Source organism: Pseudomonas sp. WC2401 (assembly GCF_041200115.1).
GTDB lineage: Bacteria > Pseudomonadota > Gammaproteobacteria > Pseudomonadales > Pseudomonadaceae > Aquipseudomonas > Aquipseudomonas fragi.
Genome location: NZ_CP165623.1, coordinates 5,109,209 through 5,129,726 on the forward strand (window position 1 = coordinate 5,109,209; position 20,518 = coordinate 5,129,726).

Consider the following 20,518-nt stretch of genomic DNA (forward strand, 5'->3'; position numbering starts at 1 on the left):
CCTGCTGAGCAACACCCGCAAACGTGATTTAATAGCCGCCTTTCACGATTGCGGAACAGGGGTACGGTACGATTTTTCGGCATGCCCCCCATCACCTTAAGTAGTACTCATACAAGGCTGTCATGGACACGGGATCACGACTCAAACTCATACGCGAAAGCTATAAACTGTCCCAGCGCGAGCTGGCCCGGCGTACTGGTGTGACCAATTCCACCATCTCCCTTATCGAGCAGAATCGCGTCAGCCCTTCAGTCAGTTCCCTCAAAAAATTGCTGGAAGGCATCCCCATGTCCCTGGCGGATTTCTTCACGTTCAACCAGCCGCCCCGCGAACACCAATACGTCTTCCGCGCCAATGAACAGCCGGATCTGGGGCGAGATGGCCTGCGGTTGCTGCTGATCGGCGCCTCGGTGCCGGGCCGTCAAATGCGCTTGCTGCGCGAGCAATACGCGCCAGGGGCCAGCTCGGGGGAAGAGCCTATCGTGCATACCGAAGGTGAAGAGTGCGGGCTGGTGGTCCGGGGTACGATTGAACTGACCGTGGACGGGCAGATCAGCATTTTGAATGCCGGGGACGGCTATTATTTCCCGACCACACAGCCCCATCGCTTTCGCAATATTGGCGCGGATGAAGCCGAGATTATCAGCGCGAATACACCGGCCAACTTCTGATCCTGACGACGCGCACTGCCAGGTAACTCGCGGCGATGCCATCGCGAGCAAGCCCGCTCCCACAAACACGCAAGCATTTGTGTTCAACACATGACCTGTGGGAGCTGGCTTGCCTGCGATGCAGACGACGCGGTCGCTCATTTACACCCGCGACTTGCGCCCGTAAAACGGATGACTCGGGTCGTTGTAGCCCGGCGTCGATGAGTGCCCGGTGACCACCAGATCATTGATAAAGGCTTCGTCCTGCGCGGTGAACCGGTAGTTCAACGCCGGTACATAGTCTTCCCACTGCTGCTCGGTGCGCGGCCCGGCAATCGCCGAGGTGATCAGTTGGTTGTTCAGCACCCAGGCCAAAGCAAACTGGCCTGCGGTAATGCCTTGCCCCTCGGCATAGTCACGAATGCGCTGGGCCAGGTTAAGGGACTCGGGGCGCCATTCCGTTTGCTGCAAGCGCGGGTCGTTGCGCCCGGCGCGGGTGTCCTGGCCAGGGGCCTGATCGGGGTCATATTTGCCGGTGAGCACGCCGCGCGCCAGCGGGCTGTAAGAGATCACGCCAATCCCGTAATGCTCCGCCGCCGGCAAGTGCTCGACTTCAATCTGACGGTTGGCCAGGTTGTACAGCGGCTGGCTCACACTCGGACGCTGGATGCCCAGCAGGTCGGCGCTGCGGCTGAATTCGGCAAGTTTCCAGCCACGGTGGTTGGACAGCCCGTAGCCACGAATCTTGCCCGCACGGATCACGTCGTCCAGCGCGCGCAGGGTTTCGTCCACCGGGGTGTCGTGGTCTTCGCGGTGCAGGTAGAACAGGTCGATATAGTCGGTGTTCAGGCGCTTGAGGCTGGCGTCCACCGAGGCAATCACGTTCTGGCGCGAGGCGCCGCTGTTGTTCGGCCCGCTGCCGCCCGGGTTGGGATTGACGAACTTGGTGGCCAGCACCCAGTGCTGACGACGATCACCAATCAAACGGCCCACCACTTCTTCCGAAGCGCCCCCGTTGTAGCCATTGGCAGTATCGATGGAGTTGATGCCCTGCTCGAACGCACGGTCGGTAATACGCCGGGCCACGTCGTCGGGGGTCTGCCCGCCGAACATCATGGTGCCCAGGGTAATGGGCGAGACCTTGACGCCGTTGCGGCCCAGGTTGCGGTATTGAATGTCGCTCATGCTGACTCCCTGCGTGGTGATCGTGAAATCAAGTGGCGCAAACAGTAGTCAGCCCTGTTCTGGCGGTCAACGCCCAACGGGGCATAACCATAGAGCGGTTTTATCAGGGATTCGCTTATTCAAAACAGGTCTTTAAACGTCGGAATTAATTATTTATGGATCTAAAAAACCCTCGGTAATCTCATGACTTTTCGGACCGCATGAAAAGGAATCATCATGAGCCGTCGACCCCATGGCCCTGACTATTCATCTGCAACCGCCTTCGTTGCAGGTTCACGCCCATGAATATCCCTACCGGTTTTCTCGACAGCAGCGGCAGCGTTCCCTTCAGCCTGCCCGAGCGTGATCAACAGGGCGACGACCCCATCGCCCAACGTATCAGCCACAACCTGCAGCGCTTGCGCGACAAACGTCAGTTGACCCTCGAAGCCCTGGCCCAGGCCAGCGGTGTGCGCCGGGCGATGATTGCGCAGATCGAAGCGGGCCGCAGCTTTCCCTCGGTCAAGGTGCTGAGCAAAGTCGCCACAGCCCTGAGCGTTTCCATCGCCGAATTTCTCGACCCCGACGGCGCCGGCATTGTTGTCCGCCGCGCCCTGCCCGCTGAACCCGCCGCTGGCGGGGTGACGTTCAACGAACTGCGCCTGGGGCCACAGGCCGAGGAGCAGGTGCCCGGCAGCTCGCACGGTGTGCAAAAAAACCTGCTGGTTGCCGAGGGCACTCTGGAGCTGAACATCAATGACGAACGGGTTGTCTTGCACGCCGGTGACTCGATCCTGTTTCGCGCCGAACTGCCCCACCGCTACCACAACCCGCACAACAGCGAAGCTGTCGCCTACCTGCTGACCAGCCCTGCGCAAGTGCAGGAATAGCCCGCGTTTCCCTATCCCCTGCCTGGAGCCTTCGCCTTGTCACGTCAGCCCTCCCCTCTGGATTTTCCTGAAAGCCCGCTGTCCCGTGCCTTTGAGCAACCGTTGTTTCTGGGCCTGTTCCTGCCGGTGCAGTCCGGGGGCTGGAGCCCTTCGGCATTGCCACGCAGCACCACCTGGACCTTCGACTACAACCGCCAGCTGACCCTGCGCGCCGAAGCGCTGGGCTTCGATCTGGTGTTTGCCCTCGCCGAATGGTTGGGCAAGGGAGGCTATGGGGGCGACATCCGTTACCACGACGAGTCGCTGGACGCGTTTATCACCCAGGCAGCGCTGGCGTCGGTGACTGAGCGAATCTTGCTGATCTCCACTCTGCATGTGCTCTACGGCCCCTGGCACCCGCTGCACCTGGCCAAATTCGGCGCCACCCTGGATCACATCAGCAAGGGCCGCTGGGGGTTGAACCTGGTGACCGGGCATCGCCATCGCGAACACCGGCGCTTCGGCCAGGCCCCCATCGAGCACGACCAGCGCTACCGCCAGGCCGATGAATTTATCCGCGTGGTGCAGGAGCTGTGGCACAGCCCGGACAACCTTGATTTCAGCGGCGATCATTACAAGCTCGAAGAAGCCTATGTCAGTGTCAAACCGTCGTTTGGCCGCCCGGTGCTGGTCAACGCCACCGGCTCACCCGCAGGCATCGACTTCGCCGCCCGCCACTCCGACATCGTGTTTACCACCAGCCCCGGCAGTGCCGAGATCGAAAACGCGCTGGAGAAACTGCCCGAGCATTTGCAGCGGATCAAACACGCCGCCCGTGGCTATGGCCGCCAGGTGCGCACCCTGATCAACCCGCTGGTGATTTGCCGGGACAGCGATGCCGAAGCGTGGGAAGTCCACGCCGCGATCACCGCCGCAGGCGACCCCGGTGCGCTGGAGGGCCATGCCCGTGAAGCCAGCGATGCCCATGCCTGGCGCGGCCACCAGCCGGCCGAGCGCTATGTGGGCGGCAATATCCAGCTGGTCGGCAGCCCCGAGACCGTGGTGCGCGACATCATCCGCCTCAAGGAGGCCGGTATCGACGGCCTGCAACTGAGCTTCTTCGACTTTGCCCCCGATCTTGAACAGTTTGGCGAGCGCGTGTTGCCCCTGTTGCGCCAGGCCGGTCTGCGTCGCTAACCCACCCCCAGGAAGAACGCCATGCCCTTTACCCGTCGTCAATTCGTTGCTGGCTTGTCTGCCCTGTCCGCGCTCGGCGCCAGCATTCCGTTCCTGCCCACGGCCCTGGCCGACGCAACGGGTGAAGCCGTCAGCGGGCGCCGGGTGTTCAACCTGTTGATCAACCCCGAACCGCCGTCCCTGAGTTCGTTCAACACCACCGCCGGTACCAGCGTCACCGCCAGCAGCAAGGTGCTGGAGGGGTTGCTCACTTATGACGAAGCCCTCAACGCCCGCCCCGCACTGGCCACCGCCTGGGAGGCCGCGCCCGATGGTCTGAGCTACCGCTTCACCTTGCGCGAAGGGGTCAAGTGGCATGACGGCGAGCCGTTCACCTCGGCGGATGTGGCCTTCTCCCTGGACCTGATCAAACGCTTTCACCCCCGGGGCTCCAGCACCTTTGCCAACCTGGAGCGGGTCGACACCCCCGACGACCACACCGCCATCGTCTACCTGAGCAAACCGGCGCCCTACCTGATTCGCGGCTTTGCCGGCGGCGAAACACCGATCCTGCCCAAGCACCTGTACGCTGCGGGCGACCCGCTGAGCAACCTGCACAACAACGCCCCGGTGGGCACCGGGCCGTTTCGCTTCAAGCGCTGGGAACGCGGCAGCTTTATCGAATACGAACGCAACCCGCAGTACTGGGACCCGACGGCCACCGTGGTCGACACCCTGATCCTCAAAGTCATTCCCGATGGCGCGGCACGGCTGGCGGCCTTCGAAAACGGCACGCTGGACGCGGGCGGGCAAAGCCCGGTGCCCCTCAGCGAGCTTGAGCGCCTGACCAAATCCGGTCGATTGAAAGCCACAACCCGTGGCTATCGCTACACCATTACCCCGACCATGCTCGAGTTCAACCTGGACCACCCGCTGCTGTCGCGCCTGGAAGTGCGCCAGGCGATTGCCCATGCCCTGGACCGCGAAGTGATCCGCAAAGTGGTGTACTACGGCTACGCCGAAACCAGCTACTCGCCGATCCCGAAAAGCTTCGCCAACTACGTCTACGAGGGCCCCAACCCGTACCCCTTCGATACCGAGGCGGCCAATGCATTGCTGGACAAAGCCGGGCTGGTAAAGAACGGCAACTGGCGCTTCAGCCTGATCCTCGACCCGCTGCCCTACGGTGACAGCTACAGCCGCACCGCCACTTATGTGCGCAGCGCCCTGGCACGCATCGGCATCGAGGTAAAACTGCGCGCCCAGGATTTCCCCACCTATATCAAACGTATCTACACCGACCGCGACTTTGATTTTGCCGTGGTCGGCATGGGCACCCTGTATGACCCCACAGTCGGCGTGCAGCGCCTGTTCTGGTCGAAGAACTTTCGCAAGGGCGTGCCGTTTTCCAATGGCACCCACTACAACAACCCTGAAGTCGACCGCTTGCTGGAAAGCGCCGCCGTGGAGACCGACGAGCAAAAACGCGGCGAGCTGTTCAAGGCGTTCCAGAAGATCGTTATCGATGAAGTGCCCTCCATCACCCTGGTGATGCAGCAGCAAGTGTCGGTGTACAACGCCCGGGTCAGCGGCTTCGAAGACGACGCCAATGGCCTGGACAGCAGCCTGGCCAATATCAGCCTGGCTGACACCGGAGGCGCCCATGCTTGAACGGCGCAGAATGTGGCGCCTGTCCCGGCGCACCCTGTGGCAGGCCATCCCCACCGTGGTCGGCATCCTGCTGCTGAATTTTTTGCTGCTGCGGCTGATCCCCGGTGACGCCGTAGATGTGCTGGCCGGTGAGTCGGGCGGTGCCAGTGCCGAAACCCTGCTGCAGTGGCGCAGCCATTTCGGCCTGGACTTGAGCCTGATGGAGCAGTTGCAGCGCTACCTTGGCCAACTGGCCCATCTTGACCTGGGCCTGTCGCCGCGCTTCAACCTGCCGGTCAGCCAACTGGTGCTCGACCGCCTGCCCAACACCCTGATGCTGATGGTCGGCGCACTGGGGCTGGCGCTGGCTATCGGCATCGCTGCCGGGACGATCATGGCCACCTGGGTCGGGCGCTGGCCTGACCGGGTGCTGTCACTGGCGGTGTTGTTGCTGTATTCCACGCCGGGGTTCTGGATCGGCCTGATGGCGGTGCTGCTGTTCTCGGTAAAACTGGGCTGGTTGCCCAGCAACGGTTTCCAGACCCTGGGCCTGGACCTGCATGGCCCGGCCTGGTTGCTCGACCGCCTGCAACATGCCGTGCTGCCGGTGCTGGCACTGGCCACGTTCTATATCGCCCTGTACGCCCGCCTGACCCGCGCCGCGATGCTTGAAGTGCAGCGCCAGGATTACGTGCGCACCGCCCGGGCCAAGGGTCTGGCGCCGTGGCGGGTGGTGTCGCGGCATGTGCTGCGCAATGCCCTGCTGCCCGTTTCGACCCTGGCCGGCCTGCATTTCGCCGCCCTGCTGGGCGGCGCTGCCGTGACCGAAACCCTGTTCGGCTGGCCCGGCCTGGGCCGGCTTACGCTGGAGGCGGTGATGTCCCGGGATTACAACCTGCTGCTGGGCATCCTGTTGCTGTCATCCATGCTGGTGGTGGTGATCAACATCACCGTCGACCTGCTGCAAGCCTGGCTTGACCCGCGTATCCAGGCCGACTGAAAAGGAGCTGTCCCATGACCACTGCCGTACTGCCAAACGCCCCGACCGGCTACAGCGAAAGCGTCTGGACGGCCCTGTTGCGCAATCCCTCGGCCCTGATTGGCGCGACCATGCTGGCCCTGGTGCTGACCCTGGCACTGCTGGCGGGCACGCTTTACCCCGGTGACCCGCTGGACATGGTTGCCATGCCGATGCTGTGGCCCGGCGACGATCCGGGCTACTTTCTGGGCAGCGACTCACTGGGCCGCGACGTGGCGGCCGGGATCGCCCACGGCGCACGCGGGTCTTTACTGATTGCCGCCAGCGCCACCCTGATCAGCGTGTTGATCGGCACCGTGGTCGGCGCCCTGGCCGGCTACCACGGCGGCAAGCTGGGTGATGTGCTGATGCGCATCTGCGAAGTGTTCCAGACCGTGCCGTCGTTTTTACTGGTCATCGTCATCGTCGCCATCGGCAACCCGACGCTGGGGGTCATCGCGCTGGCGATCGGTATCTCCTCATGGCCCACGGTGGCACGGCTGGTGCGCGCCGAATTCCGCACCCTGCGCGAAGCCGACTTTGTGACTGCCGCGCGCAGCCTGGGCTTTGGCAACAGCTCGATCATCCTGCGCGAAATCCTGCCCAATGCCCTCGCGCCACTGGTGGTCACCACCTCGATCCTGATCGCCCAGGCGATCCTGGTGGAAGCCGGGCTGGCCTTTCTCGGTATGAGCGACCCGAACCAGGCCAGTTGGGGCGCCATGCTCGGCAGTGGCCGCGAGCAGATCGCCAGCGGCTGGTACCTCACCGCCCTGCCGGGGCTGGCCATCATCTTCGTGGTGCTGGCCCTCAACCTTCTGGGCGACGGTCTTAACGACGCCCTCAACCCTCGCCTGAGACGGTATATCCCATGAGCCTGCTGGACGTACGCGGTTTGCGCGTGAGCTACGACAATGCCGATGCCGTCAAAGACCTGAGTTTCACCCTGCAAGCCGGCGAGACACTGGCGCTGGTGGGTGAATCCGGCTGCGGTAAATCCACCACGGCCCTGGCGCTGATGGGCTTGCTGCCGGACAACGCCCGGCTGGCCGGGCAGGTGCTGTTCGAGGGCCGTGACCTGCTGAGCATGGCGCCACGGCAGATGCGCCAGTTGCAGGGCAATGCGCTGGGGATGATTTTCCAGGACCCGCTGTCGAGCCTCAACCCGGTGCTGACCCTGGGCGAACAGGTGGCCGAAAACCTGCTCGCGCATACCGACCTGACTCGTCGACAGGCCTGGAAGCGCGCCGAAGAACTGTTTGCCCTGGTGCAGCTGCCGCGCCCCGCTGCGCACCTGCACGAGTACCCGCAGCACTTGTCCGGCGGCCAGCGCCAGCGGGTGGTGATCGCCATGGCGATTGCCTGCCAGCCGCGGCTGCTGATCGCCGACGAGCCGACCACAGCGCTGGATGTCAGCGTGCAGGCACAAATCCTCGAACTGTTGGCGCGCTTGCGCGGCGAGCTGGGCATGGGCCTGCTGTTGATCACCCATGACCTCGGGGTGGTTGGCCAGCACGCCGACCGGGTCATCGTGATGCACGACGGCCACGCGCTGGAAAGCCAGCCGACCCGTGCCCTCATCGAACGCCCGCAACACCCCTACACGCGCGGCCTGTTACAGGCCTCGCTGGGGGCCGAACATGACCAGCACTACCTGAGCAATCGCCTGGCCGAAATCAACGTCGAGCGCCAGCCCGGGCAGGCCACGCGTTACAGCGTCAACAGCAGCCACTATGGACCGGGGCGCAAGCCTCGGGCACCCGCCGGCAACCCGGCGTTGCTCAAGGTCAGCGAGCTGACCACGGGCTATGGCGACAACACCGTGCTCAACCGCATCAACCTTGAAGTGGGCGAGCGCGAGAGCGTGGGCCTGGTTGGCGAATCGGGCTGCGGCAAGTCGACCCTCAGCCGCACCCTGCTGCGCCTGCTGCCCGCCCGCAGCGGCAGTATCGAATTTGCCGGGCGTGATATCGCCAGCCTCAAGGGCGAAGCGTTGCTGAGCTGGCGGCGTCAGGTGCAAATGATCTTTCAAGACCCCTACGCCGCGCTCAACCCGCGCCACAGCGTGGAGACCCTTCTCGACCGCGTGCAGCGCCTGCACGGACAGAACGACCCGGGACAGCGCCAACAGGCACGCCTGGCAATGCTGGATGCCGTCGGTCTTGCGCGCAGCAGTCTGGCGCGTCTGCCCCACCAGTTCTCCGGTGGTCAGCGCCAGCGTATCGGCATTGCCCGGGCGCTGATCCTCAAGCCCCGGCTGGTGATCTGCGACGAGCCGGTGTCGGCGCTGGATGTGTCGACCCAGGCGCAAATCCTTAACCTGCTGGTAGAGCTGCGCGAAGAGCTGGGCCTGTCCTATCTGTTTATCTCCCACGACCTGTCGGTGGTGCGCTATTTCGCCGATCGGATTCTGGTCATGGAACAAGGGCAGATCGTCGAGCAAGCCACCCCGCACACCCTCTGGCATTCACCCCGGCACCCCTACACCCGTCGCCTGCTGGCGGCGATACCCGGCGCCGCTGCGCCGCTCCCGGCCCTTCAACCTGTATCCGGCCTGCGCTTTGCCGTTGGCTGGTGAACCGCTCAATTCCAAGGAGCATGACATGTCGCAAATAGACTCAGCCTGGGGCGCCGTCCCGTCGGCGCGATACGAAGCATTGGCAGCCCGCTTTCGGCCGATCTTCGCGCAGATTCGTGAAGGGGCCGTGGAACGCGAACTGGAGCGGCGCTTGCCGCTCCAGGAGTTGCAATGGCTCAAGGAGGCCGGCTTCACCACCCTGCGTGTACCCGTCGAATACGGCGGTGCCGGTGCCAGCCTGCCGGAACTGTTCAACCTGCTGATCGAACTGGCCGAGGCCGACTCCAACCTGGTGCAATCGTTGCGCGGGCACTTCGGTTTTGGTGAAAACCTGCTCAACAGTCGCGACCCTGACTACCAGGGCGTGTGGCTGGAACGCCTGGGCCGTGGCGAAACCGTCAGCCCGGCGTCCGGCGAAGTGGGCAACGCCAAACAGCTTGAATTCGGCACCCGCCTGAGCCTGCACGGCGGCCACTGGCAATTGAGCGGCAGCAAGTTCTACACCACCGGTGCGCTGTATGCCGACTGGGTCGATGTCAGCGCCAACAACCCTGATGAACAACGCGTATCGGTGACGGTACGCACCAATGATCCGGGGGTGGAAATAATCGACGACTGGAATGGCTTCGGCCAGACACTGACCGCCAGCGGTACCGCGCATTTTCGCGAAGTGCCGGTGGACCCGCTCAATGTGATCCTGGCTGAAAACCGCTTTCGCTATTCACCGGCGTTTTTCCAGTCTGTGCACACGGCGACCCTGACCGGGATTGGCCGCGCGCTGGCCGAAGAAACCGCCGGGCACGTGGCCAGGCGCACCCGCAGCTTCAGCAGCGGCAATGCACCGCGCGTGGCCCACGACCCGCAAGTGCTGCAAGTGGTGGGCAACCTGCGCAGCGCGGCCTATGCCGCCGGCGCCATTGCGGCGCAGAACTTCCAGGCGCTGGAGCGGGCCCATCAAGCCCATTTGAAGGATGACGAACACGCCCTGAGCCACGCCGTGAATATTGCCGAACTGGAAGTGGCGCAGTCGCAAACCATTGTCTCGGACTTGATCATCAAGGCCAGTGGCGACCTGTTCGATGCCCTGAGTGCATCGGCGACCCTCAAGCCGCTGGGGCTGGACCGTTTTTGGCGTAATGCGCGGACGTTGTCGTCGCACAACCCCCGCATCTACAAGAGTCGTATCGTGGGGGATTTTGCGGTGAACGGCACACCGCCACCGGCGCAATGGCGCATTGGTGTGGCGGAGTAAACCCGTGGGAGCGGGCTTGCTCGCGATGGCATCGACGCGGTTTGCCTGGCAGACCTCACCGTTTGTATCGCGAGCAAGCCCGCTCCCACCGCGGCGTGGTGTCGTTCAATGACACACCAGCCCGTCGCCGATCTTCAGGCTGTCCACCAGCAACGCATTGCTGCGCAGCTCCCACGCACGGATCTGGCCGCCACGGGCCTGCCAGTCGCGCAGCGCAGCATTGATCAGCGCGCGGCTTTGCTTGTCGACTACGGGCAGGTAAACCCGTACATCGCTGCTTGCCTTCAAGGTCTGCGGCAACAGCGCATAGAAGCGCCAGTCCGGCGCCTGCGCCAGCGCCTGCAAGCTGTTGCGCTCTTCAGCCAGCAGGTTGCACTCGCCCGCCATAAACGCCAACGCCGCACGAATCGACGACACATAAGTACGCAGCTCGGCACCCTGTTGCTGCAAGGTTTGCGCCCACGGGCTACCCACTGCCACGCATACACTTTGCCCACGCACAGGTCGGGCGGGAGCATTGCGCAAACCAAGCAACGCACCCTCACGGTACTGCACCGGCAAATCCCGCAGGCTCGCCACCCGGTCGGCCGCAACCGGCAGTTTCAGACTGCCGGCGATGACCAGGTCGACCCGGTCGTCACTCAACAGGGCATTTTGAGGCAAAGCCTGCAATTGCACCTTGAGGCCAAGGTAAGCCCCCAGGGCCTCAGCCAATTGACTGTCCAGCTCATCCGGCTCGGCCACCAGAGCCTCTTGCCCCAGGCTCGGGCGTGGATAACTGCGTACACCTACACGCAACACCCCGCGCTGTTCGGCCGCCTGCAACAGCGGCCCCCGGGACATATCGCCCGGTGCCGCAGGCCATTGCCAGGCGACCAGCGCCGACACTCCAATACCCGCCGCCGCCAGCCACCTAACCACCGTGGCGCAAACCCCGGCGCCAGTAGGTAAAGCGCCGCTCCAACAGGGCCAGCAAAAAGTTGAGCAGCAAACCCACCACCGCCAGCAGCAAAATGCCTGCGTACATGCTCGGAATCTGAAACACCTCCTGGGAGTTCAGCGTGAGGAAGCCCAGCCCCGAATGAGCGCCGATCATCTCCGCCGCCACCAGCGCCGTGATGCAATACGCACCCGCCAGACGAATCCCGGTAAAGATCGACGGTGACGCCGCCGGCAGTACGATTTTGGTAAACAGGAACCAGCGGTTCGCGCCCATCGACAGCGCCGAGTTGATCAGCAGCCCGTCGACCTGCTTCACGCCGCTGATGGTGCTCAACAGGATCGGCCAGAACGACGCCCAGAAAATGATCGCGATTTTCGACAGTTCTCCAATGCCCAAAAACAGGATAAACACCGGGAACAATGCCAGCGCCGAGGTCTGGCGAAAAAACTGCAGTAACGGATCGAGCACACTTTCGACCCGCGCAAACCAGCCCATCACCAGCCCCAGGCTAACCCCGCAAGCGATCGCCAGCAGCAGCCCGGCAAAGGAGCGCAGCAGGCTGGCCTGCAAGTGCTTGAGCAAGTCACCGCTGCTGGCCAGGTCCAGCACCGCCCCCAGCACCGCTGAAGGAGGGCTCAAGTAGCCGGGATTGACCACGCCCAATTGCGGCAAAGCTTCCCACAGGGCGAGGAACAGGACGATGCCCACCGAGCTGTCGATCACCCGCCGTGAAGTCAATTTAAAGCCCATGCTTACACTCCAATCCGATAACCGCCCAGGGTCGCGATGCTCTGCCAGTTCTGCTGCCGCACCGGCACTGCCGGCTCGCGGGCGATGTCTGCGACCTCATCACGCAACGCTTCCCAGGCGCGCTGGCGGTAATGCACAAAGGCCTGGGTGTTACGCAGTTCCGGCTGGCGTGGACGCGGCAGGTCGATATCGAAAATCTCCTTGATCCGCCCCGGGCGCTGGGTCATTACCGCCACCCGGTCCGACAGGAAGATCGCTTCGTCCAGGCTGTGGGTAATAAACACGATGGTTTTTTTGTGCGTGCCCCAGATGCGCAGCAATTCGCTTTGCAGGGTCTCGCGGGTTTGCGCGTCGAGAGCGGCGAAGGGTTCGTCCATCAACAGCACGTCCGGGTTGTAGGCCAGCGAACGGGCAATCGCCACGCGCTGGCGCATGCCACCCGACAACTCGTGGGGGTAGCGCGAGGCAAAACCGTTGAGCCCCACCAGTTCCAGGTATTCGCGGGCGGTTTCCAGCCGCTGTGCCTTGCCCACGCCGCGGATTTCCAGGCCAACGGCGATGTTGTCGAGCACCGTGCGCCAGGGCAGCAATGCATACCCCTGGAACACCACGCCCTGATTGCGGTTGATGCCTTGCAGGGGTTTACCGTCCACCAGCAGATCGCCACCGGTTTTGTGGGCAAGCCCGGCGAGTATGTTCATAAAGGTGGATTTGCCACAGCCCGACGGCCCGAGAATGGACAGGAATTCACCTTCGCGGACCTGCAGGTCGAACCCCTCCAGTACCGGCACCCGCTCTGCATGCCCGGTTTCATCGAGTGCCTGGAATTCCATGCTGAGGTCACGGGCGACGATCTTGTGTTCCGCCATCAGGCTTGCCCCCGGGCGAACGGGTTGAATTCGTTGGTGTAGACGTCCTTGACGGCTATCGAACCTTTCTTGATCTTGCCTTCGTTTTCGAGGATGTCGATGTAGTACTGAATCGGCGGTTCGGTCACCACCAGATCGTCGATATAGGCAAAGCGCTCCACCAGCTCAAGCTTCATGCCGATACGCTCGGAAGTGATCTTGCGCGCGTCGTCAGGGTTGGCATTGACCCAGTTGGCCGCACGCGCGATGGCGTTGACCACATCGCGGGTAGCCTCCGGATTCTCGCGGCTGAACTTGCCATACACACTGTAGGGCGCCATGCCGCCCAACCCGCCATCCAGATCGTAGTCACTCCACAGCTTGCGCAATGCCGGGTTGTGCTCGGCGCCGCCGGACGATGGCGGATGAATGATGGCAACGTCGATATTGCCGGTGGCCAGGGTTTGTTCGCCCTGATTGTCCGGTACCACCACCCAGTTGATCTTGTCGACATTGACGCCCTGCTCGCGCAGGTATTTTTTGGTGACGAATTCAGCACAGGCGCCAAAGCTGTTGAAGCCCACGGTCTTGCCTTCCAGGTCCTTGGGCTTGACGATGCCCGAGTCGTCGCGCACGAAGTACTTCATGTGCGGAGCCTCTTGCAGGGTCTTGCCGCCAGCGGCCACCACCTTGAGGTCCAGGCCACTGGCGATAGCTGAAATCACCAGCGGCACCATGCGCGCACCGAAGTCGATTTCGCCGGTGCCGGTCAACGGGATCACCTGCGGCGCGGCGATACGGCCGATGTACTTGGGGCGGGCGCGGGTGCCTTCGAAATAGCCGAGGGAATCGGCGACGTAGACCAGGTCGAATGACGGGTTATCGGGGTATTTGAAATCCACGATCTGGTCAGCGCGGCCCTTGATCACGGCAGCGCTTTTAGCGCCGCTGTCCTTTTTTTCGCAGCCGGGCAGCAGAATACCTGCAGCACCGACCGCGCCCAGCACCGCGCAGTTACGCAGGAATGCTCTTCTGTTGTTGATCGGGTTCATGCCCGCTCCTTGTGGATTGAGTGCTGCTCTTGTGGGAGCGGGCTTGCTCGCGATGGCATCACCGTGATTCGACAGGCAGACCGCAGCGCCTGCATCGCGGGCAAGCCCGCTCCCACAAGGGTTGAGTTGCCCGGGTTCAGGCGGTTTTCAGGGTGTAGCGCGATTCAGGGCGAGTCAGGCCGTAGTGTTCGCGCAAGGTGCTGCCCGCGTATTCACTGCGGAACAACCCGCGCTGGCGCAAGATCGGCAGCACTTCATCGAGGAACACTTCAAAGCCATCGGGGAATGCCGGCGGCATCACGTTGAAGCCATCGGCCGCGCCGCTGCGGAACCACTGTTCGATCAGGTCGGCAATCTGCACCGGCGTGCCCACCGGCACCCAGTGCCCACGCGCGCCCGCCAGACGGTTGATCAACTGACGCAAGGTGACGTTTTCGCGGTCGACAATATCGATGATCAACTTGAAGCGGCTGGACTGGCTTTCAACACCCTCGAAGTTGATCAAATGGCGGGGAAACGGCGCGTCCAGATCCTGACCCGACAAGTCCACACCCAACATGCGCCGCAATTGGCCCAGGGACACGTGGGGCAATACCAGCTCATTGAGTTCATCAAACTTGCGCTGCGCTTCGGCTTCGGTGCTGGCGATATACGGGCTGATGCCCGGAAGAATTTTCAGCTGGCGCGGGTCGCGGCCCACAGCCCTGGCCCGGGCGCGGATGTCATTGGCAAATTCCGTGGCGCTTTGCAGGGTCTGGTGCGCGGTAAAGATCGCCTCGGCATGCCGGGCGGCAAAGTCCCGGCCGTCCTCGGAAGAACCGGCCTGCACCTGCACCGGTCGCCCCTGGGGCGAACGCGGCGAGTTCAACGGTCCCTTGACCTTGTAGTAGGCCCCCACATGATTGATCGAGTGCACTTTGTCACTGTCGGCAAATACCCCGGCGGTTTTATCCAGCACCAGCGCGTCGTCTTCCCAGCTGTCCCAGAGGTCACCGACCACTTGCACGAACTCTTCGGCCTGGGCGTAGCGGTCATGGGCCGAAGGGTGTTCATCAAGACCAAAGTTGGCCGCGGCGGCAGCCATTGACGTGGTGACAATGTTCCAGCCCGCACGGTCCTTGCTCAGGTGATCCAGCGCACTGAACGAACGCGCCAGGTTGTAGGGTTCGCTGTAGGTGGTACTGGCCGTGGCAATCAGGCCGATACGCTGGGTCACTGCCGCAATGGCCGCCAGCCAGGTCACCGGTTCGAAGCGGATCCGCAAACCCTCCCGGCCGCTTTCGGCCAGTGACGGCGAGTCGGCAAAGAAAATCGCATCGAGTTTTTCGCGCTCGGCACGCAGCGCCAACTGCTGGTAATAGCCGATATCCATAGACGACTCCGGCACTGACTGCGGGTGGCGCCAGGCGGCTTCGTGATGGCCGTTGGGGTAAATAAACAAGTTGAGGCTGAGCTGACGTTCGGACATGTTCTGTTCTCTGAATTCAGGGAGCGGGGGTTCAATGCAGTTCGGCGAAGTCGCTCAGCACGTCGTCGCGCAGGGCGATAAAGCGGCTGTCGCTGCGATTGCGCGGGCGTGGCAGGTCAATGTCGAGAATGCGCCGGATACGTCCGGGGTTGGGCTGCATGACAACCACGCGATCACCGAGGAACACCGCCTCGTCCACATCGTGGGTCACGAGGATCATGGTGATTTTTTCCTTGGCCCAGATGTTTTGCAGCTCGCCCTGCAAGCGCGCACGGGTCAGGGCATCGAGGGCGCCCAGGGGTTCGTCGAGCAGCAGCACGCTGGGGCGATTGACCAGCCCGCGGGCAATCGCCACTCGCTGGGCCATGCCCCCGGAAATCTGGTGCGGGTAGGCGTCGGTAAAGTCCTGCAGGCCCACCAGCTCGATATGTTCGCGTACGGTGTCGCGCTTTTCCTTGGTGCTCAGGGGCGAGTTTTTCAGTGCCACGGCAACGTTCTGTTCAACGTTGAGCCAGGGGAACAGGCGATGGTCCTGAAACACGATGCCGCGCTCCAGCCCCGTGCCGTCGATCGGCTGGCCATTGAGCAGGATGCGCCCCTCGTACTCCTCGTCCAGGCCCAGAATCAGGCGCAGCAGGGTGGACTTGCCGCAGCCGCTGGCGCCGACAATGCTGATAAATTCGCCGGGAGCGATGTCCAGCTGGATATTGTCCAGCACTTGCAACTGGCTGGTGCTGCCCGGGCGGGATGCAAAGCGCTTGCTGATGTTTTCCAGGGTCAGGCTGTTATTGAGCATGCTGCAATCCTTTTAATAAGTGCCGATCAACGCGGGTCAATGCCGTACAGGCGCTGCATGCGTCGCTCAAAAATCCGCGCCAGGGCATTGAGGCTCCAGCCCACCAGGCCGATGACCACCATGCCGAACAGCACCAGGTCCATCATGAAATGCTCGCTGCCATCGATCAGCGTGTTGCCGATGCCCTCCCCCGACACCAGCAAATATTCGGCGCCGATGGTCGCCAGCCACGAGTACACCAGCGCCAGATACAGGCCGGTAAAGATCGACGGCAAAGCGGCAGGCAGCATGACCCCGACGATGGTTTGCCAGCGGCTGAAGCGGTACACACGCGCCACTTCCAGCAGGTTGGGCGGCACATTGCGCAGGCCGTCGCAGGTATTCACCACCACCGGCACCAGCGCCGCCAGCGACAGAAACACCACCTTGGCCACATCACCCAGGCCGAACCACACCGAGATCAGCGGGATCCAGGCGAACAGCGAAATCTGTTTGAAGGTGTTGAAGCTCGGGCCTACCAAACGCTCGAAGGTGTGCGACAGGCCCAGCAGGCAACCGAGCACCAGGCCCAGGGTGGTGCCGATAAAAAAGCCGCTCAGGTTGCGCGTCAGGCTGGCGCTGATGGCCCGCCAGAACTTGCCCGAAGCGATCTGGTCCCAGGCCGTGGCCGCTACTTTCTCCGGTGAAACCAGCAGCCCGGACTGGCTCCAGCCCATATGCGAAGCCAGCCACCACAGGGCAACGACGCTGATCGGTAACACCCAGCCGCGATAGCGACGGCTGCTGCCATGACTGATAGCCAGTGCGCTGCTCATGACAGGCGCCCCGCTACCGGAGCGCGGCCACGATTAAGGCGGCGCTCGGCATAATCAAAACCACGGTCGATCACCAGCCCGATCGCCCCGACCACCACCACGGCGGCCATCACCAGATCCAGCTGGAACAGTTGGCGACCATAAACAATCAGGTAACCCAGCCCTTCGCTCGACGCCACCAGCTCAACCACCACCAGCGACAGCCAGGCCTTGGTAAAACCCAGGCGCAACCCGGTGAACAGAGTCGGAATGGCCGCAGGCAAGACGATAAACACCACGCTCTGCCAACGGCTGAAACCATAGGCCCGCCCGGCTTCCAGCAAGCCCTGGGGCGCCTGTTTGAAAGCCTGCAGGGTGCACAGCGTGATCGGCACCAATGCAGCCTTGGCAATCAACACATACTTGAGCGGCTCGCCAATACCGAACAACAGCAAGGCAAACGGCAACCAGCCCAATACCGGGATTTGCACAATGGCGTTGAAGGTGGGCAGCAAATAATCCTCGACGGTTTTCGACAGTCCCATCGCCAGCCCCAGCGCCACACCAATCGCGCCCCCCAGGGCAAAGCCGACCACTACCCGCTGCAGGCTGGCGGCGGCATTTATCCACAGGTCGCCGGAGGCAAAGAGATCCGACAGGGTGTCGTAGACATAGGCAGGCGGCGGCAAGACCTGCTCTGACAGCCAGCCCTGCTCAACCCCCAGGTACCACAGGCCCAGCAGGGCCAGCGGCAACAGCCAGGGCAAGGCCCGGTCACCCAGAGTGGCGGCCCAGGCCGAGGTGCGCGGCACTTCGACCCTGCGTACCGGGCGCGTCGGTGCCGGCGGCAAACGCTTGACGTTGTCCTTGGGTAGCGCCGGTGCGTACTGCTGCGGTGTGACGGTCTGTGCCCTGGCCATGTGCCTGGCTCCCTTGCTTGCTACAAAAAACGGAGTCCCTGTGGGCACCCTTGTGGGAGCGGGCTTGCTCGCGATGCAGACGACACGGTTGGTCTGGATCACCGCGTCGATTCAATCGCGAGCAAGCCCGCTCCCACAGGGGTAACTCCCATGGGGGTATGCAGTTACTTGCCCGCTACCGTGTTGCCAGTTGGCTGCTTGCCGTCTGCGCCATAGGCTGTCCAGAAGTTCTCCAGGCCTTTGGCCTTGAGGGCGGTTTGCAGGTAGCCGGGCTCAAACCAGCCCTCGATGCTCACCGGGCGGCGGATCAGTTTTTCGTCCTTGGCCTGCTCCGCCACCGCCTGGTAGCGGCTCAGCAGAAAGGTGTCGATCAGCGGCGAATTCCTGTCCCGCAAACTCACCCCGGTAAAGTCGGCGCGCAGTGAGTCCACCGGGTCGTTGCTCTTGGCCCACTCGGCGAAAACTTCATCACGATGGCTGTCTTCGGACGTCCACTTCGCCGCATCCACCAACGTATCGACGACTTTTTGCACATTGCCCGGGTGTTCTTTTTCATAGGCACCACGCACTACCAGGGCAGTCTGGCGGGTGTAGCGCACATCCTGCTCCGGGTTGTCGTAAACGATATCGATCAGGCCTTTGTCACGCAGTTTGAACAGCTCGCGACCACCGAAGGCCGCGTCCACACCATTGGACACCAGGGCTGCCTGGGTGCTGCCGGCATCGAGGTTGATCACCTTGATATCGCGCTCGCTCATGCCGTGAGCGGCCAGCAGGTTGATCGACACCAAGTGGCCGTTGGTACCGCGAAACACCGCGACCTTCTTGCCCTTGAGGTCTTCGATGGTCTTGATGTCAGAGCCCTTGGGCACTGCCAGATAGAGGTTGGCCCGCACCCCCAGGGCCGCCAGCAGCCTGGTGTCCAGGCCGTTGGAGCGCCCGACCACCGCCGGCAGATCACCCTGGTAGGCGAAGTCCAGTTGCTGGTTGGACAAGGCTTCGTTGACCGCAGGGCCGGCGCCCTTGAAGAAAAACCACTGCACTTCGGTGCCGGTGCCAGCGAACGCTTTCTCCAGCAATTGCTGGTTGCGCACGATGCCCAGCGGCGAGCCACTGAACGTAACCGGATCACCGCCACCGGCGCTCGCCACCCCGACGCGCAACACATCGGCCTCGGCCAGCGGAACAGCCATGACCGCCGCCAGCACGGCGGCAATGCGGGTCTTGCGCAACAGGGCATTTACTTTGAATGTGGCCATGGGCAGGTCTTCCTTGAAGCAATAAGGCGCGGCCCGTCAGGCGGCGAGGTGTTTTTTGTCGGCTTCGGTTTTCGGCGAGCGGGTGTCCGGGGTCGGCTTGAGCGCCTGGCTCGGGCGGCCATCCACCCCTACCGGCACATCGCCGTCGATGGTGGTGCGCCGCACGATGCGCGGGGCATCGCCGTAGTCGTTGATCGCAATATGCTGGGTGGCGCGGTTGTCCCAGATCACCACATCACCTTCCTGCCAGCGCCAGCGCACGGTGTTGTCGACATGGGTAATACGGTCATGGAACAGGCGAATCAGTTGTCTGGAGTCGTTGCTGCTGACGCCCTGAATCTCTTTGACAAAGTGGCCCAGGAGCAAACTTCTTTCGCCCGATTCCGGGTGAACTCGTACCAGCGGATGTTCGGTTTCATACACTTGGGCGGTGAACTGTTCGCGATAACGCTTAAGGCCGGATTCATCGGTACCGCGAGGCGTCGCATAGTCATAAACATTGGTGTGCAGGGCGCGCAAGTTGTCCGCAAGTTGTTTTAACGGCTCGGGTAAATCGTTATAAGCCGAGGCCGTATTAGCCCACACGGTATCGCCGCCATAAGGTGGAATGACCACACCGCGCAAGATGGAGATTTTTGGATAATTGGCTACAAAGGTCACATCCGTGTGCCAGGAGTTGGCACGGGTTTCCTTGGCGTCGAGGTGCAGGATGGCGGCGCTTTGCTCGGCAGAACGCACGGTCGGGTGGGGCACCTGGTCGCCGAAGCGGCGGGAGAATGCTTCGTGCTCGGCGTCGCTTAAATGCTGGTCGCGAAAGAACAGGACTTTATGTTTCAACAAGGCCTGATTAATAAACTCGAATGCTTCGGCACTGATATCACCGCCCAGTTTTACGCCTTCAAGTTGTGCACCAATTCGACCCGCTACGGGTTTTACTTGAATAGTCATCGCCCCACTCCTGCTTCACGAGTTGTTGTGTACAGATCATAAAGGCATAAAAACCCGGGCAGCCAATCACTTTTTAGTCTAAGGATAGATGAGCAGTTTTATAGAACAAGCCATGTTTTGGCGGTGTTAAATGGTTATAAAATTTTCAGTTGTAAGTTAATAACTATTTCAATTGTTCACCTGTTTACCTGCCTCGCGCACGACCGTTTCACGACGCGGCAACCGGCCATTGAGCAGCGGTGGAGCGAGACTCTTCCCCGATTTGGACAGGCGCAAGCGAGCGGGTTTTTCTCGGATGTTTCACGGGAATGAAAGCGAATCGTCGTACGAATCACCTGATTATCTCTAGCTAGGCTCACAGAACTGACCACCCTCTCCGGTTC

General features: G+C 62.4%; 19 protein-coding genes. 8 read left to right on the forward strand and 11 right to left on the reverse strand.

Translation table 11 applies throughout. The annotated features are described in order from the left end of the window. Window positions 1-122 precede the first annotated feature (122 nt). Window positions 123-671: a cupin domain-containing protein gene (locus AB3G35_RS23535; protein ID WP_016783486.1), complete on the forward strand. Its 549-nt coding sequence runs from the start codon at window positions 123-125 to the stop codon at window positions 669-671. A 141-nt stretch (window positions 672-812) separates the two neighbouring features. Here the strand turns inward: AB3G35_RS23535 and AB3G35_RS23540 are convergent, their stop codons facing one another. Next, a complete protein-coding gene (locus AB3G35_RS23540; protein WP_169846551.1) occupies window positions 813-1,835 on the reverse strand; it encodes an aldo/keto reductase in 1,023 nt (340 codons plus the stop codon). Between the two features lie 281 nt (window positions 1,836-2,116). Between AB3G35_RS23540 and AB3G35_RS23545 the strand changes: the two genes are divergently transcribed. From AB3G35_RS23545 to AB3G35_RS23575, 7 genes are read left to right on the forward strand one after another with little or no spacing between them, the layout of a single operon-like run. Further along, window positions 2,117-2,704 (forward strand): XRE family transcriptional regulator, encoded by a 588-nt coding sequence (locus AB3G35_RS23545; RefSeq protein WP_340079819.1) that lies wholly within the window; start codon window positions 2,117-2,119, stop codon window positions 2,702-2,704. A 36-nt stretch (window positions 2,705-2,740) separates the two neighbouring features. Beyond that, complete coding sequence (locus tag AB3G35_RS23550; RefSeq protein ID WP_016783489.1) at window positions 2,741-3,880, forward strand: LLM class flavin-dependent oxidoreductase; 1,140 nt, start codon at window positions 2,741-2,743, stop codon at window positions 3,878-3,880. A gap of 21 nt (window positions 3,881-3,901) precedes the next feature. After that, window positions 3,902-5,530: an ABC transporter substrate-binding protein gene (locus AB3G35_RS23555; protein WP_369782181.1), complete on the forward strand. Its 1,629-nt coding sequence runs from the start codon at window positions 3,902-3,904 to the stop codon at window positions 5,528-5,530. Further along, window positions 5,523-6,509 carry an ABC transporter permease gene (locus tag AB3G35_RS23560; RefSeq protein ID WP_315246507.1) on the forward strand — a complete coding sequence of 329 codons (987 nt, stop codon included), beginning with the start codon at window positions 5,523-5,525 and terminating at the stop codon, window positions 6,507-6,509. The genes AB3G35_RS23555 and AB3G35_RS23560 overlap by 8 nt, the downstream gene beginning before the upstream one ends. A gap of 14 nt (window positions 6,510-6,523) precedes the next feature. Beyond that, window positions 6,524-7,402: an ABC transporter permease gene (locus AB3G35_RS23565; protein WP_016783492.1), complete on the forward strand. Its 879-nt coding sequence runs from the start codon at window positions 6,524-6,526 to the stop codon at window positions 7,400-7,402. Beyond that, window positions 7,399-9,105: a dipeptide ABC transporter ATP-binding protein gene (locus AB3G35_RS23570; RefSeq protein ID WP_369782182.1), complete on the forward strand. Its 1,707-nt coding sequence runs from the start codon at window positions 7,399-7,401 to the stop codon at window positions 9,103-9,105. The genes AB3G35_RS23565 and AB3G35_RS23570 overlap by 4 nt, the downstream gene beginning before the upstream one ends. A 25-nt stretch (window positions 9,106-9,130) precedes the next feature. Further along, entirely contained in the window at window positions 9,131-10,357 is a 1,227-nt protein-coding gene (locus AB3G35_RS23575) for an acyl-CoA dehydrogenase family protein (RefSeq protein ID WP_324708515.1), read from the forward strand. 105 nt (window positions 10,358-10,462) lie between these two features. Here the strand turns inward: AB3G35_RS23575 and AB3G35_RS23580 are convergent, their stop codons facing one another. From AB3G35_RS23580 to AB3G35_RS23625, 10 genes are all read right to left on the reverse strand, one after another. Further along, a complete protein-coding gene (locus AB3G35_RS23580) occupies window positions 10,463-11,245 on the reverse strand; it encodes a transporter substrate-binding domain-containing protein (RefSeq protein WP_369782183.1) in 783 nt (260 codons plus the stop codon). Window positions 11,246-11,270: 25 nt separating this feature from the next. Further along, the gene (locus AB3G35_RS23585) at window positions 11,271-12,050 is read right to left on the reverse strand and encodes an ABC transporter permease (RefSeq protein WP_086798866.1); all 780 of its coding nucleotides are present in this window, start codon (window positions 12,048-12,050) and stop codon (window positions 11,271-11,273) included. A gap of 2 nt (window positions 12,051-12,052) precedes the next feature. Further along, window positions 12,053-12,919, reverse strand: coding sequence for an ABC transporter ATP-binding protein (locus tag AB3G35_RS23590; RefSeq protein ID WP_086798868.1), 867 nt, complete (start codon window positions 12,917-12,919; stop codon window positions 12,053-12,055). Continuing rightward, a complete protein-coding gene (locus AB3G35_RS23595; RefSeq protein WP_169870084.1) occupies window positions 12,919-13,950 on the reverse strand; it encodes an ABC transporter substrate-binding protein in 1,032 nt (343 codons plus the stop codon). Before AB3G35_RS23595 ends, AB3G35_RS23590 begins: the two co-directional genes overlap by 1 nt. Before the next feature lie 136 nt (window positions 13,951-14,086). After that, complete coding sequence (locus AB3G35_RS23600) at window positions 14,087-15,418, reverse strand: LLM class flavin-dependent oxidoreductase (protein WP_369782184.1); 1,332 nt, start codon at window positions 15,416-15,418, stop codon at window positions 14,087-14,089. Window positions 15,419-15,449: 31 nt separating this feature from the next. Next, entirely contained in the window at window positions 15,450-16,214 is a 765-nt protein-coding gene (locus AB3G35_RS23605; protein WP_016783500.1) for an ABC transporter ATP-binding protein, read from the reverse strand. 26 nt (window positions 16,215-16,240) lie between these two features. After that, the gene (locus AB3G35_RS23610; protein ID WP_016783501.1) at window positions 16,241-17,029 is read right to left on the reverse strand and encodes an ABC transporter permease; all 789 of its coding nucleotides are present in this window, start codon (window positions 17,027-17,029) and stop codon (window positions 16,241-16,243) included. Further along, window positions 17,026-17,928 (reverse strand): ABC transporter permease, encoded by a 903-nt coding sequence (locus tag AB3G35_RS23615; RefSeq protein WP_134051196.1) that lies wholly within the window; start codon window positions 17,926-17,928, stop codon window positions 17,026-17,028. Before AB3G35_RS23615 ends, AB3G35_RS23610 begins: the two co-directional genes overlap by 4 nt. Window positions 17,929-18,092: 164 nt before the next feature. Then, window positions 18,093-19,187: an ABC transporter substrate-binding protein gene (locus tag AB3G35_RS23620; protein ID WP_086798872.1), complete on the reverse strand. Its 1,095-nt coding sequence runs from the start codon at window positions 19,185-19,187 to the stop codon at window positions 18,093-18,095. A gap of 36 nt (window positions 19,188-19,223) precedes the next feature. Then, entirely contained in the window at window positions 19,224-20,135 is a 912-nt protein-coding gene (locus AB3G35_RS23625; protein ID WP_106116500.1) for a TauD/TfdA family dioxygenase, read from the reverse strand. Window positions 20,136-20,518: the final 383 nt, after the last annotated feature.

What these genes read in the sequence shown, in the direction of transcription:
- AB3G35_RS23535 (WP_016783486.1), top strand. Translation starts at nt 123, where the DNA reads ATGGACACGGGATCACGACTCAAACTCATACGCGAAAGCTATAAACTG.
- AB3G35_RS23540 (WP_169846551.1), bottom strand. Translation starts at nt 1,835, where the DNA reads ATGAGCGACATTCAATACCGCAACCTGGGCCGCAACGGCGTCAAGGTC.
- AB3G35_RS23545 (WP_340079819.1), top strand. Translation starts at nt 2,117, where the DNA reads ATGAATATCCCTACCGGTTTTCTCGACAGCAGCGGCAGCGTTCCCTTC.
- AB3G35_RS23555 (WP_369782181.1), top strand. Translation starts at nt 3,902, where the DNA reads ATGCCCTTTACCCGTCGTCAATTCGTTGCTGGCTTGTCTGCCCTGTCC.
- AB3G35_RS23560 (WP_315246507.1), top strand. Translation starts at nt 5,523, where the DNA reads ATGCTTGAACGGCGCAGAATGTGGCGCCTGTCCCGGCGCACCCTGTGG.
- AB3G35_RS23565 (WP_016783492.1), top strand. Translation starts at nt 6,524, where the DNA reads ATGACCACTGCCGTACTGCCAAACGCCCCGACCGGCTACAGCGAAAGC.
- AB3G35_RS23570 (WP_369782182.1), top strand. Translation starts at nt 7,399, where the DNA reads ATGAGCCTGCTGGACGTACGCGGTTTGCGCGTGAGCTACGACAATGCC.
- AB3G35_RS23575 (WP_324708515.1), top strand. Translation starts at nt 9,131, where the DNA reads ATGTCGCAAATAGACTCAGCCTGGGGCGCCGTCCCGTCGGCGCGATAC.
- AB3G35_RS23585 (WP_086798866.1), bottom strand. Translation starts at nt 12,050, where the DNA reads ATGGGCTTTAAATTGACTTCACGGCGGGTGATCGACAGCTCGGTGGGC.
- AB3G35_RS23590 (WP_086798868.1), bottom strand. Translation starts at nt 12,919, where the DNA reads ATGGCGGAACACAAGATCGTCGCCCGTGACCTCAGCATGGAATTCCAG.
- AB3G35_RS23595 (WP_169870084.1), bottom strand. Translation starts at nt 13,950, where the DNA reads ATGAACCCGATCAACAACAGAAGAGCATTCCTGCGTAACTGCGCGGTG.
- AB3G35_RS23600 (WP_369782184.1), bottom strand. Translation starts at nt 15,418, where the DNA reads ATGTCCGAACGTCAGCTCAGCCTCAACTTGTTTATTTACCCCAACGGC.
- AB3G35_RS23605 (WP_016783500.1), bottom strand. Translation starts at nt 16,214, where the DNA reads ATGCTCAATAACAGCCTGACCCTGGAAAACATCAGCAAGCGCTTTGCA.
- AB3G35_RS23610 (WP_016783501.1), bottom strand. Translation starts at nt 17,029, where the DNA reads ATGAGCAGCGCACTGGCTATCAGTCATGGCAGCAGCCGTCGCTATCGC.
- AB3G35_RS23615 (WP_134051196.1), bottom strand. Translation starts at nt 17,928, where the DNA reads ATGGCCAGGGCACAGACCGTCACACCGCAGCAGTACGCACCGGCGCTA.
- AB3G35_RS23620 (WP_086798872.1), bottom strand. Translation starts at nt 19,187, where the DNA reads ATGGCCACATTCAAAGTAAATGCCCTGTTGCGCAAGACCCGCATTGCC.
- AB3G35_RS23625 (WP_106116500.1), bottom strand. Translation starts at nt 20,135, where the DNA reads ATGACTATTCAAGTAAAACCCGTAGCGGGTCGAATTGGTGCACAACTT.